Source organism: Pseudomonas sp. NBRC 111140, from assembly GCF_001320885.1.
GTDB classification, from domain to species: Bacteria; Pseudomonadota; Gammaproteobacteria; order Pseudomonadales; family Pseudomonadaceae; genus Aquipseudomonas; species Aquipseudomonas putida_P.
Window position 1 is genome coordinate 26,475 of record NZ_BCBQ01000062.1, and the last position, 12,892, is coordinate 39,366.

The following is a 12,892-nucleotide window of genomic DNA, read 5'->3' on the forward strand; positions in this document are numbered from 1 at the left end:
GTTATCAATACTGGCGCCGATTTTTCGACCAACAAGAACATCAAAACCGTGGAACCTTAGAATGAGCACAGCAATCAGTCCGACTGCTTATAACTATAAGGTCGTCCGCCAGTTCGCCATCATGACGGTGGTCTGGGGGATCCTTGGCATGGGCCTCGGCGTCTTCATCGCCTCGCAGCTGGTATGGCCGCAACTGAACCTGGACCTGCCCTGGACCAGCTTCGGCCGCCTGCGCCCACTGCACACCAACCTGGTGATCTTCGCCTTCGGGGGCTGTGCGCTGTTCGGCACCAGCTACTACGTGGTGCAGCGCACCTGCCAGACCCGGCTGATCTCCGACAGCATGGCCGCCTTCACCTTCTGGGGTTGGCAGGCAGTGATCGTCGGCGCGCTGATCACCCTGCCGATGGGCTACACCACCACCAAGGAATACGCCGAGCTCGAATGGCCGCTGGCGATCCTGCTGGCCATCGTCTGGGTAACCTACGGGTTGGTGTTCTTCGGCACCATCGTCAAGCGCAAGACCAAGCACATCTACGTCGGCAACTGGTTCTACGGCGCCTTCATCGTGGTCACCGCGATGCTGCACATCGTCAACCACATCTCGCTGCCGGTGAGCCTGTTCAAGTCGTACTCGGCCTACTCTGGCGCCACCGACGCAATGATCCAGTGGTGGTACGGCCACAACGCCGTGGGCTTCTTCCTCACCACTGGCTTCCTGGGGATGATGTACTACTTCGTGCCCAAGCAGGCCGAGCGGCCGATCTACTCGTATCGCCTGTCGATCGTGCACTTCTGGGCACTGATCACCCTGTACATCTGGGCAGGCCCTCACCACCTGCACTACACCGCCCTGCCTGACTGGGCGCAGTCGCTGGGCATGGTGATGTCGATCATCCTGCTGGCGCCAAGCTGGGGTGGCATGATCAACGGCATGATGACCCTGTCCGGTGCCTGGCACAAACTGCGCACCGACCCGATCCTGCGCTTCCTGGTGGTTTCGCTGGCGTTCTACGGCATGTCCACCTTCGAAGGCCCGATGATGGCCATCAAGACCGTGAACTCGCTGTCGCACTACACCGACTGGACCATCGGCCACGTCCACGCCGGCGCCCTCGGCTGGGTGGCAATGATCTCGATCGGCGCCGTGTACCACATGATCCCGAAACTCTACGGCCGCGAGCAGATGCACAGCGTCGGCTTGATCAACGCGCACTTCTGGCTGGCCACCATCGGCACCGTGCTGTACATCGCCTCGATGTGGGTCAACGGCATTACCCAAGGCCTGATGTGGCGCGCCATCAACGATGACGGCACCCTCACCTACTCCTTCGTCGAAGCCCTGCAGGCCAGCCACCCTGGCTATATCGTCCGCGCCCTGGGCGGTGCGTTCTTCGCCAGCGGCATGCTGCTGATGGCCTACAACGTGTTCCGTACCGTACGTGCCGCCAACCCGGCACAGGCTGAGGAAGCCGCCAAGATCGTCGTTGTGGGAGCGCACTGATGAAGCATGAAGCCGTCGAGAAGAACATAGGCCTGCTGGCCTTCTTCATGGTCATCGCCGTGAGCGTCGGTGGCCTGACCCAGATCGTCCCGCTGTTTTTCCAGGACGTCACCAACAAGCCGGTCGAGGGCATGAAGCCACGCACTGCGTTGGAGCTGGAAGGCCGCGATATCTACATCCGCGAAGGCTGCGTGGGCTGCCACTCGCAGATGATCCGCCCGTTCCGCGCCGAAACCGAGCGCTACGGCCACTACTCGGTGGCTGGCGAGAGCGTGTGGGACCACCCGTTCCTGTGGGGCTCCAAGCGTACCGGGCCGGACCTGGCCCGTGTCGGTGGCCGCTACTCCGATGACTGGCACCGTGCGCACCTGTACAACCCGCGCAACGTGGTACCGGAATCGAAGATGCCGTCCTACCCGTGGCTGGTCGAGAACAAGCTCGACGGCAAGGACACCGCGAAAAAGATGGAAGTGCTGCGCACACTCGGCACCCCGTACACCGACGCCGACATTGCCGGCGCGCGTGACGCGGTCAAGGGCAAGACCGAAATGGACGCCATCGTCGCGTACCTGCAGGGTCTTGGCACCATCATCAAGAGCAAACGGTGACGCTGATGGATATCGGGATGATTCGCGGCCTGGGCACCGTCGTGGTGATGGTGGCCTTCGTGGGCCTGGCGCTGTGGGTATTCAACCCACGGCGTAAAAAGGACTTCGACGAAGCGACCCAACTGCCCTTCGCGGATGACCCCGAGGCCTGCCGCCACGTCGAGCAAGAGCACGCAAAAGCTTCTGGGAGCAAACAACAATGACAACCTTCTGGAGTCTGTACGTTACCGTCCTGACCCTGGGCACCATCTTCTCGTTGACCTGGCTGCTGCTGTCGACCCGCAAGGGCCAGCGCGAAGAGGTTACCGACGAAACCGTCGGGCATGCCTTCGATGGCATCGAGGAGTACGACAACCCGCTACCCAAATGGTGGTTCTGGCTGTTCGTCGGCACCATCGTCTTCGCCCTCGGCTATCTGGTGCTGTACCCAGGCCTGGGCAACTGGAAAGGCATTCTGCCGGGTTACTCGTACCTGGATAACGACAAGCAGACCGAGTTTTCCAATGGCCAGCCAGGCTGGACCGGCGTGCACGAGTGGGAAAAGGAAATGGCCAAGGCCGACGCCCGTTTCGGGCCGATCTTCGCCAAGTTCGCCGCCATGCCCATCGAGGACGTGGCCAAGGACCCGCAGGCCCTGAAAATGGGCGCGCGCTTGTTCGCCTCGAACTGCTCGGTGTGCCACGGTTCCGACGCCAAGGGTGCCTTCGGCTTCCCCAACCTGACCGATAACGACTGGCGCTGGGGTGGCGAGCCAGACACCATCAAAACCACCATCATGGGCGGCCGCCATGGCGTGATGCCAGCCTGGGCCGAGGTGATCGGCGACCAGGGTGTGGCTGACGTGGCGGCGTTCGTGGTCAGCAAGCTGGATGGGCGCACGCTGCCGGAAGGCGCCAAGGCCGATGCCGAGAACGGGCAAAAGATCTTCGCCGCCAACTGCGTGGCCTGCCACGGGCCGGAAGGCAAAGGTACACCCGCCATGGGCGCGCCGAACCTGACCCACCCGCAAGCGTTCATCTACGGTTCGAGCTTTGCACAGCTGCAGCAAACCATTCGTTATGGTCGCCAAGGGCAGATGCCGGCCCAGGAGCAACTGCAGGGTAATGACAAGGTGCACTTGCTGGCGGCTTATGTTTACAGCCTGTCGCACCAGGCCGAACCGGCCAAGGCTGAGTAAGCAGGCTCGGCCTCTTCGCGGCTGAAGCCGCGAAGAGGCCGGTACAGCCACGCATTTCTTGCAGGCTGATGACCTGGATCAATTGACACCCGCCATAACACGATTCATACCACGAACCCAACGCGACTAAAGGTCGCAGTGCGACCCCATACCGCCAACAGCGGCGTATCATGGACCGCAGAGCGCTAGCAGATTGCGCGAGACTGCGGCCGGCACGCACTGGCCGCGGCATTTCTCCACTGCCGTGGGACTTGATGATGAGCAAGCAAATTCCGGTACATGATGTAACCCCGCCTGCCAACAAAGGGAAGGATTCCGTCGACCTCTACGCCTCCCGCGAAAAAATCTACACCCGCGCCTTTACCGGCTTGTTCCGTCGCCTGCGCATGGTCGGCGGTGCTGCACTGTTTCTGCTGTACTTCGGCACCGTGTGGCTGAACTGGGGCGGCCACCAGGCCGTGTGGTGGAACCTGCCAGAACGCAAGTTCTACATCTTCGGCGCCACTATCTGGCCGCAGGACTTCATCCTGCTGTCAGGCATCCTGATCGTCGCCGCCTTCGGCCTGTTCTTCGTCACCGTGTACGCAGGCCGCGTCTGGTGCGGCTACACCTGCCCGCAAAGCGTGTGGACGTGGATTTTCATGTGGTGCGAAAAGGTCACCGAGGGCGACCGCAACCAGCGCATGAAGCTCGACAAAGCCCCCATGAGCGGCAACAAGTTCCTGCGCAAGTTCGCCAAGCACAGCCTTTGGCTGCTGATCGGTTTCGTCACCGGCATGACCTTCGTCGGCTACTTCTCGCCCATCCGTGAACTGGTGATCGAGTTCTTCACTGGCCAGGCCGATGGCTGGGCGTATTTCTGGGTCGGTTTCTTCACCCTTGCCACCTACGGCAATGCCGGCTGGCTGCGCGAGCAGGTGTGCGTGTACATGTGCCCCTACGCACGCTTCCAGAGCGTGATGTTCGACAAGGACACGCTGATCGTGTCCTACGACCCGCGCCGTGGTGAAACCCGTGGGCCGCGTAAAAAAGACGCCGACTACAAGGCCCAAGGCCTGGGCGACTGCATCGATTGCACCATGTGCGTACAAGTCTGCCCCACCGGCATCGACATCCGTGATGGCCTGCAGATCGAGTGCATCGGCTGCGCCGCGTGCATCGACGCCTGCGACAGCATCATGGAGAAGATGAATTACCCCAAAGGGCTGATCAGCTATACCACCGAACACAACTTGTCCGGGCAGAAGACTCACATGTTGCGCCCGCGCCTGATTGGTTATGCCGTGGTGCTGCTGGTGATGATCATCGGCCTGGCCACCGCCTTCGCCACCCGTTCGCTGGTTGGTTTCGACGTCAGCAAAGACCGCGTACTGTACCGCGAAAACGCCCAGGGCCGGATCGAGAACGTGTACAGCCTGAAGGTGATGAACAAGGACCAGCGCGACCACGTCTACGTACTGGACGCTGCCGGCCTGCCGGACCTCAAGCTCGAAGGCCAGCGCGAAATCCGCGTGGCCGCTGGTGATATCGTCAGCCTGCCGGTGCAGCTGTCGATCGCCCCCGAGAAGCTGCCCTCGACCACCAACGAAATCACCTTCATCCTCAAGAGCGCCGACGACAGCGACGCCCAGGTTGAAGCCAAGAGCCGCTTCATCGGCCCACAGATCCGCTAAGAGAGATAACGCACAATGCCTGCCGCCACCGCCGCCAGCCCCTGGTACAAGCACCTCTGGCCCTGGATCATCATCGGCATCCTCACCACCTCGGTGTGCCTGAGCCTGACCATGGTCAGCATCGCCGTACGCAATCCGGACAACCTGGTGAACGACAACTACTACGAGGCCGGCAAGGGCATCAACCGTTCACTGGACCGCGAGCTGCTTGCGCAGCAACTGGGACTGAAGGCCAGCGTGCACCTGGACGAGCTGACTGGCGAAGTGGACCTGCGCCTGAGCGGCAACAGTGGCCCGCAAAGCCTGGAGTTGAACCTGATTTCGCCCACCCAGCCGGAGAAAGACCGCAAGGTGCTGCTGAGCCGGGTCGAAGCGGGGCGCTATGTAGGGCAACTGGAAGACAAGGTCGACGGGCGCCGCTTCGTCGAGCTGCTGGGGAGTGAAGGTGGCCAGGTGTGGCGCTTGTTCGAAGAGGAAAAAGTCGAACACGGGGTTACATTGCAACTGGGTGATGAAGCCATCCAAGGCGCCGAGCACCTGTAGGAGCGGCCTTGCCGAAGCGTCGGACCGGTCCGAAAGGGCTGCGCAGCAGCCCCGGCAATCTATGCGACGAAGCTGAAATCGTGGGGCCGCTTCGCGACCCTTTCGCGACACAAGGCCGCTCCTACAGGGGAGCGCGTCAACCGCGCCGATATGTGTAAGGCAATGATGCAATGACCCAGCCCACCCCCTGCTACCACTGCGCCCTGCCCGTCCCGGCCGGCAGCCGCTTTACCGCCGTGGTGCTCGGCGAGCCCCGGGCGTTCTGCTGCCCCGGCTGCCAGGCGGTGGCTGAGTCGATCGTCGCCGGCGGCCTGGAGCACTACTACCAGCACCGCAGTGACAACAGCGCCAACCCCGAGGCCCTGCCCAGGCAGTTGCAGGACGAACTGGCCCTGTACGACCGTAGCGACGTGCAGCAAACCTTCGTCCGTCACCAGGGCGAGCTGGCCGAAACCACCCTACTGATCGAGGGGATCAGCTGTGCTGCCTGTGGCTGGCTGATCGAAAAGCACCTGCGCAACCTGCCCGGCGTCGCCGAGGCGCGCCTGAACCTGTCCAACCACCGTCTGCTGCTGAGCTGGGACGACAAGCAACTGCCGCTCTCGCGCCTGCTCGCCGAGTTGCGCCAGATCGGTTACGCCGCCCACCCCTACCAGCCCGACAAGGCCGCCGAACAGTTGGCCCAAGAGAACCGCAGCGCCCTGCGCCGCCTGGGCGTGGCCGGGCTTTTGTGGTTCCAGGCGATGATGGCAACCATGGCCACCTGGCCGGAATTCAACATCGACCTGTCGCCCGAGCTGCACACCATCCTGCGCTGGGTGGCACTGTTCCTGACCATCCCCATCGTGTTCTACAGCTGCGCACCGTTCTTCAAGGGCGCAGCGCGCGACCTGCGCACCCGTCACCTGACCATGGACGTTTCGGTGTCACTGGCCATTGGCCTGGCGTTCGGTGCCGGCATCTGGACGGCCATCACCGGCAGCGGCGAGCTGTATTTCGACACGGTGGGCATGTTCGCCCTGTTCCTGCTCACTGGCCGCTACTTGGAGCGACGTGCCCGCGAACGCACGGCTGCGGCCACCGCGCAGCTGGTCAACCTGCTGCCAGCCTCGTGCCTGCGCCTGGACGCCATCGGCCGCAGCGAGCGCATCCTGCTCAGCGAGCTGCACTGCGGTGACACCGTGCAAGTGCTGCCTGGGGCGGTAATCCCCGCCGACGGGCGCATCGTCGAAGGCCGCTCGAGCGTCGACGAATCATTGCTGACTGGCGAATACCTGCCGCAACCGCGCCGGGTTGGCGAACGGGTCACCGGTGGCACGCTGAATGTCGAAAGCACCCTCAACGTGGAAGTCGAAGCCCTCGGCCACGATTCACGGTTGTCTGCCATCGTGCGCCTGCTGGAACGCGCCCAGACCGAAAAACCGCGCCTGGCGGAAATCGCCGACCGCGCCTCGCAGTGGTTCCTGTTGTTCTCGCTGCTGGCCGCCGTGGCCATCGGGCTGTGGTGGTGGCATCTGGACCCGACACGGGCATTCTGGATCGTGCTGGCGATGCTGGTGGCGACCTGCCCTTGTGCGCTGTCCCTGGCCACGCCAACCGCGCTTACCGCAGCCACCGGCACCTTGCACAAGCTCGGCCTGCTGGTAACCCGTGGCCATGTGCTGGAGGGCCTGAACCAGATCGACACAGTCATTTTCGACAAGACCGGCACGCTGACCGAAGGCCGCCTGACCCTGCGCAGCATCCGCCCGCTCGGCAGCCAGGCAGCCGACCGCTGCCTGGCCCTCGCCGCAGCGCTGGAAAACCGCTCCGAACACCCCATCGCCCGTGCCTTCGGCCGCACCACCACACCCGCCGAGGACGTGCAGACAATGCCCGGCCTGGGCCTGGAGGGGCTGGTGGACGGCCAGCGCTTGCGCATTGGCCAAGCCACCTTCGTCTGCGCCCTGAGCGGCGCGGAAATCCCCGCCGTGCCGGAGCCACGCGGCCAGTGGCTGCTGCTGGGCGACCGCCAGGGGCCGCTGGCCTGGTTCGGCCTGGACGACCGCCTGCGCGACGATGCCCCGGCCCTGCTCGCGGCCTGCAAGGCACGTGGCTGGCGAACCCTGCTGTTGTCGGGCGACAGCTCGCCGATGGTTGCCGAAGTGGCCGCGCAACTGGGCATCGACCAGGCCATTGGCGGGCTGCTTCCAGACGACAAGCTGGACCGGCTGAAGGCACTGCAGGCACAAGGGTGCAAGGTGCTGATGCTCGGTGACGGCGTCAACGATGTGCCGGTGCTGGCCGCCGCCGACATCAGCATCGCCATGGGCAGCGCCACCGACCTTGCCAAGACCAGCGCCGATGCCGTGCTGCTGTCCAACCGCCTGCAGGCGCTGGTGCAGGCCTTCGACCTGGCCCGCCGCACCCGCCGCAACATCCTCGAGAACCTGCTGTGGGCGACCCTGTATAATGGCCTGATGTTGCCGTTTGCCGCGCTCGGCTGGATCACCCCGGTATGGGCCGCCATCGGCATGTCGGTCAGTTCGCTGATCGTGGTGCTCAACGCCCTGCGCCTGACCCGCATGCCATTGGCGTCGGGCTCATTGCCCCACGAAGCCCCCTTGCCCGGGAGGAAGTCGCCATGCCCGCCCTCTATGTCATGATCCCCGCAGCCCTGCTGCTGGTCGGCGTGGCCGTGTACATCTTCTTCTGGGCGGTGGACAGCGGCCAGTACGACGACCTTGAAAGCCCCGCCCACAGCATCTTGTTCGACGACCAGGACCCTCGCCACCAAGCAGCGGTGAAACCTGACGACACCCCAGCCGACGCCGACAAGGAACCACCACCCCGTGCCTGACCTGCTTCCCCTGCTGGGCTCGGCGCTGGTCCTTGGCCTGCTGGGCGGCGGCCACTGCCTGGGTATGTGCGGCGGCCTGATGGGGGCGCTGACCCTGGCCATACCGCCCGAACAACGAGGCAAGCGCCTGCGCCTGCTGCTGGCCTACAACCTCGGGCGTGTGCTCAGTTATACCAGCGCCGGCCTGTTGCTGGGCCTGGCCGGCTGGGCCGTGGCCAGCAGCCCGGCAGCTCTGGGGCTGCGGGTGGTGGCGGCGCTGTTGTTGATTGCCATGGGCCTGTACCTGGCCGGCTGGTGGAGCGGCCTGACCCGCATCGAAGCCCTGGGGCGCGGGCTGTGGCGGCATATCCAGCCGGTGGCGTCGCGCTTGCTGCCGGTTTCCAGCGTGCCCCGGGCGTTGCTGCTGGGCGCCCTGTGGGGCTGGCTGCCGTGCGGGTTGGTGTACAGCACACTGCTATGGGCGGCCAGCCAGGGTAATGCCAGCTATAGCGCGGCGTTGATGCTGGCGTTCGGGGTGGGCACCTGGCCGGTGTTGCTGGCAACGGGGCTGGCGGCGGAACGGGTAAACGCGTTGTTGAGGCGGCGCAGCGTGCGGGTGGCTGGCGGGCTGCTGGTGATGCTATTTGGCATCTGGACCCTGCCCGGGCCGCACCAACACTGGCTGATGGGGCATTGACGGGCACCGCTGCGCAGCCCCAATGCCCTTGATACAAATCAACACCGATTACTACTGACGGCCATAGACTCCGGTGCACTGCTGCTCTTTCCGGGGACCGCCCTCATGCTCGACGACCTTCGTTGGGATACCGACCTGATCCGCCGCTACGATCTGGCCGGGCCACGCTACACCTCCTACCCGACCGCCATGCAACTGCACAGCGAAGTGGGCTCGTTCGACCTGCTCCACGCCCTGCGCGAGAGCCGTCGGGCCGTGCGTCCGCTGTCGCTGTACGTGCACGTGCCGTTCTGCGCCAACATCTGCTACTACTGCGCCTGCAACAAGGTCATCACCAAGGACCGTGCCCGTGCCGCGCCGTACCTGCAGCGCCTGGAGCAGGAGATCCAGTTGATCGCTTGCCACCTGGGGCCCAAGCAGCGTGTTGAGCAGTTGCATTTCGGCGGCGGCACGCCGACCTTCCTCAGCCACGTGGAACTGCGCCAGCTGATGGCAACCTTGCGCCAACACTTCCACTTGCTGGACGACGACTCCGGCGACTATGGCATCGAGATCGACCCGCGGGAGGCCGATTGGTCGACCATGGGCCTGCTCCGCGAGCTGGGCTTCAACCGCGTCAGCCTGGGCGTGCAGGACCTCGACCCGGCCGTGCAGCGCGCAGTCAACCGCCTGCAGAGCCTGGAACAAACCCGTACACTGATCGAGGCTGCGCGCACCCTGCAGTTCCGTTCGGTCAACCTGGACTTGATCTACGGCCTGCCCAAGCAAACCCCGGAAGGTTTTGCGCGCACCGTCGAAGAAGTGATCCGCCTGCAGCCCGACCGCCTGTCGGTGTTCAACTACGCCCACCTGCCCGAGCGTTTCATGCCCCAGCGGCGCATCGACAACAACGATCTGCCCAGCCCGGCCGCCAAGCTGGAGATGCTGCACGCCACCATCGACCAGTTGACCGCCGCTGGCTATCGCTACATCGGCATGGATCACTTCGCCCTGCCGGATGACGAACTGGCCATCGCCCAGGAAGAAGGCACCCTGCAGCGCAACTTCCAGGGCTACACCACTCACGGGCACTGCGACCTGATCGGCCTGGGCGTGTCGGCGATCAGCCAGATCGGCGAGCTGTACTGCCAGAACAGCAGCGACCTCAACACCTATCAGGACAGCCTGTCCAACGCCCAGCTGGCCACCCAGCGTGGCTTGCTGTGCAACCACGACGACCGCATTCGCCGGGCGGTGATCCAACAACTGATCTGCCATTTCGAGCTGGATTTCGAACCGATCGAACAGGCCTTCACTATCGATTTTCGCGGCTACTTCAACGACCTCTGGCCAGAGCTGCTGACCTTGCAGCGCGATGGCCTGATCAGCCTGGACAGCCAGGGCATTCGCATCCTGCCGGCTGGCCGCCTGCTGGCGCGCTCGGTATGCATGGTGTTCGATGCCTATCTGGCGATGCAAAACCGCCAACGTTTCTCGCGGGTGATCTGAAAACCGAGGCGTTCGACCGCATGGACAACTGCCCTTGCCAGGCACACTATGGGCGTACAAGGACTCCCGGCAGGCGACCTGTCGGGGTTTCGCCAGCGCGCACCATCATCGCGCACACTGGCCTACACCCTGCGTCGTGGGTTACCCTTACGACTTATGTGTGCTTTCCCACAAGGATCGATTCAAATGTCCGAGCCAGTCAAACTGCGCCCACACAACCAGGCCCATTGCAAGGATTGCAGCCTGGCCCCCCTGTGCCTGCCTCTTTCCCTGAACCTGGAAGACATGGACGCACTGGATGAAATCGTCAAACGCGGCCGCCCACTGAAGAAAGGCGAGTTCCTGTTCCGCCAGGGTGACAATTTCGGCTCGGTCTACGCAGTACGTTCCGGCGCCCTGAAAACCTTCAGCCTCAGCGACAGCGGCGAAGAGCAGATCACCGGCTTCCACCTGCCCAGCGAACTGGTCGGCCTGTCGGGCATGGACACCGAGGCCTACCCGGTATCGGCCCAGGCCCAGGAAACAACCTCGGTGTGCGAAATCCCGTTCGAGCGGCTTGACGAGCTTTCGGTGCAACTGCCACAGCTACGTCGCCAGCTGATGCGGGTGATGAGCCGGGAAATCCGCGACGACCAGCAGATGATGCTGTTGCTGTCGAAAAAAACCGCCGACGAGCGTATCGCCACCTTCCTGGTCAACCTGTCGGCACGCTTCCGCGCCCGTGGCTATTCGGCCAATCAGTTCCGCCTGAGCATGTCGCGCAACGAAATCGGCAACTACCTGGGCCTGGCGGTAGAAACCGTGTCGCGGGTGTTCACCCGCTTCCAGCAAAACGGCCTGCTGCGCGCCGAAGGCAAGGAAGTGCATATCCTCGACCCGATCCAGCTGTGCGCGCTGGCCGGCGGTGCAATCGAGGCCTGATGTGGGCGTTTAGCGGGTATACTTGGGCATTCGTTTTCCCAGGATACCCGCAACAATGCACAGCGACGCCTTCGACCTCAAAGCCCTGATCCGCCCGGTAGTGGACTTCCCCAAACCGGGTGTGATCTTCCGCGACATCACCCCGCTGTTCCAATCGCCACGCGGGCTTCGCTATGTGGCCGACCAGTTCATCGAGCGCTATGTCGAGGCTGAGTTCAGCCACATTGGTGCCATGGACGCGCGTGGTTTCCTGATCGGTTCGATCATCGCCCACCAGTTGAACAAGCCCCTGATCCTGTTCCGCAAGCAGGGCAAGCTGCCGGCTGACGTGCTGAGCGAGGGTTACCAGACCGAATATGGCGAAGCCTTCCTGGAAGTGCATGCCGACAGCCTGTGCGAAGGCGATTCGGTGCTGATCTTCGATGACCTGATTGCGACTGGCGGCACACTGCTGGCAGCAGCCAACCTGGTGCGCCGTACTGGGGCGCAGGTGTTCGAGGCGGCGGCGATCATTGACTTGCCGGAGCTGGACGGGTCGCGTCGGCTGCAGGCGGCGGGTGTGCCGACCTTCTGCCTGACCGAGTTTTCGCTCAGCGAGTATTAAGCATTCAGGGGCAACGCTGAACCTGTGGGAGCGGGTTTACCCGCGAAGAACCCAACGCGGTATATGGCACCGGCTGCGCCGGTGTTCGCGGGTAAACCCGCTCCCACAGGGCCCCAGTAATTCTGAATCAGAGCGAAATAGGCCGGCGCCCTGCAATGGCATGGGCCAAGGTCCCGCCATCCACCAGCTCAAGCTCGCCGCCCAGCGGCACACCATGGGCAATCCGCGTTGCCGCCAACCCCTTCTCGCTCAACAACTGCGCAATGTAATGCGCCGTCGCCTCGCCCTCCACCGTCGGGTTGGTCGCCAGGATCACCTCGGTAAAGGTGCCCTGCTCCTCGATGCGGGCCATCAGTTGCGGAATGCCGATCGCCTCCGGCCCCAAGCCGTCCAGCGGCGACAGGTGGCCCTTGAGTACGAAGTAACGGCCACGGTAGCCCGTCTGTTCCACCGCATACACATCGGTCGGCCCCTCGACCACGCACAACTGGGTATCGTCACGGCGCGTGTCGGCGCATTGCGGGCACAGCTCCTGCTCGGTCAGGGTGCGGCACTGGCGGCAATGGCCTACCCCCTCCATGGCCTGGGTCAGCGCCTGGGCCAGGCGCAGGCCGCCGCTGCGGTCTCGCTCGAGCAACTGCAAGGCCATGCGCTGGGCGGTTTTCTGGCCGACACCTGGGAGGATGCGCAAACCATCGATCAGTTGGCGAATGAGGGGGCTGAAGCTCATGGGAAAGGCCTGACAATTCAATAAGAGGCGGTTTATACCCAGCGGGGGGCAGTGACGTCAAATCAGTAGACCGCGCCAGGGCTGAAACCGCTGCAAAAAAAACCGCCACTGGTGTCAGTGGCGGTTTTT

General features: G+C 63.7%; 13 protein-coding genes. 12 read left to right on the forward strand and 1 reads right to left on the reverse strand.

Annotated features, from left to right (window positions below; genetic code table 11):
- Positions 1–61: 61 nt before the first annotated feature.
- From ccoN to APH42_RS19095, 12 genes are all read left to right on the forward strand, one after another.
- Positions 62–1,504: a cytochrome-c oxidase, cbb3-type subunit I gene (gene ccoN / locus APH42_RS19040; protein WP_060494015.1), complete on the forward strand. Its 1,443-nt coding sequence runs from the start codon at positions 62–64 to the stop codon at positions 1,502–1,504.
- A complete protein-coding gene (gene ccoO / locus APH42_RS19045) occupies positions 1,504–2,112 on the forward strand; it encodes a cytochrome-c oxidase, cbb3-type subunit II (protein ID WP_003254286.1) in 609 nt (202 codons plus the stop codon). Before ccoN ends, ccoO begins: the two co-directional genes overlap by 1 nt.
- A 5-nt stretch (positions 2,113–2,117) precedes the next feature.
- Positions 2,118–2,315, forward strand: coding sequence for a CcoQ/FixQ family Cbb3-type cytochrome c oxidase assembly chaperone (locus APH42_RS19050; protein WP_012273408.1), 198 nt, complete (start codon positions 2,118–2,120; stop codon positions 2,313–2,315).
- Positions 2,312–3,289, forward strand: coding sequence for a cytochrome-c oxidase, cbb3-type subunit III (gene ccoP, locus APH42_RS19055; RefSeq protein ID WP_012273409.1), 978 nt, complete (start codon positions 2,312–2,314; stop codon positions 3,287–3,289). Before APH42_RS19050 ends, ccoP begins: the two co-directional genes overlap by 4 nt.
- Positions 3,290–3,546: 257 nt before the next feature.
- Complete coding sequence (ccoG, locus tag APH42_RS19060; protein WP_041166552.1) at positions 3,547–4,962, forward strand: cytochrome c oxidase accessory protein CcoG; 1,416 nt, start codon at positions 3,547–3,549, stop codon at positions 4,960–4,962.
- Between the two features lie 15 nt (positions 4,963–4,977).
- Positions 4,978–5,505, forward strand: a complete 528-nt coding sequence (locus APH42_RS19065; RefSeq protein ID WP_012273411.1) for a FixH family protein — start codon at positions 4,978–4,980, stop codon at positions 5,503–5,505.
- Between the two features lie 170 nt (positions 5,506–5,675).
- Entirely contained in the window at positions 5,676–8,150 is a 2,475-nt protein-coding gene (locus APH42_RS19070; RefSeq protein ID WP_012273412.1) for a heavy metal translocating P-type ATPase, read from the forward strand.
- On the forward strand, positions 8,129–8,344 hold the full coding sequence (gene ccoS, locus APH42_RS19075; RefSeq protein WP_012273413.1) for a cbb3-type cytochrome oxidase assembly protein CcoS: 216 nt from the start codon (positions 8,129–8,131) through the stop codon (positions 8,342–8,344). The genes APH42_RS19070 and ccoS overlap by 22 nt, the downstream gene beginning before the upstream one ends.
- Positions 8,337–9,020, forward strand: coding sequence for a sulfite exporter TauE/SafE family protein (locus APH42_RS19080; protein ID WP_012273414.1), 684 nt, complete (start codon positions 8,337–8,339; stop codon positions 9,018–9,020). The genes ccoS and APH42_RS19080 overlap by 8 nt, the downstream gene beginning before the upstream one ends.
- Positions 9,021–9,125: 105 nt before the next feature.
- Positions 9,126–10,508: an oxygen-independent coproporphyrinogen III oxidase gene (gene hemN, locus APH42_RS19085; protein WP_012273415.1), complete on the forward strand. Its 1,383-nt coding sequence runs from the start codon at positions 9,126–9,128 to the stop codon at positions 10,506–10,508.
- A 186-nt stretch (positions 10,509–10,694) separates the two neighbouring features.
- Positions 10,695–11,429 carry a Crp/Fnr family transcriptional regulator FnrA gene (fnrA, locus tag APH42_RS19090; protein ID WP_012273416.1) on the forward strand — a complete coding sequence of 245 codons (735 nt, stop codon included), beginning with the start codon at positions 10,695–10,697 and terminating at the stop codon, positions 11,427–11,429.
- 55 nt (positions 11,430–11,484) lie between these two features.
- On the forward strand, positions 11,485–12,033 hold the full coding sequence (locus APH42_RS19095; RefSeq protein ID WP_009683910.1) for an adenine phosphoribosyltransferase: 549 nt from the start codon (positions 11,485–11,487) through the stop codon (positions 12,031–12,033).
- 127 nt (positions 12,034–12,160) lie between these two features.
- Here APH42_RS19095 and recR read toward each other — a convergent pair whose 3' ends face one another.
- A complete protein-coding gene (gene recR / locus APH42_RS19100) occupies positions 12,161–12,763 on the reverse strand; it encodes a recombination mediator RecR (RefSeq protein WP_012273417.1) in 603 nt (200 codons plus the stop codon).
- Positions 12,764–12,892 lie beyond the last annotated feature (129 nt).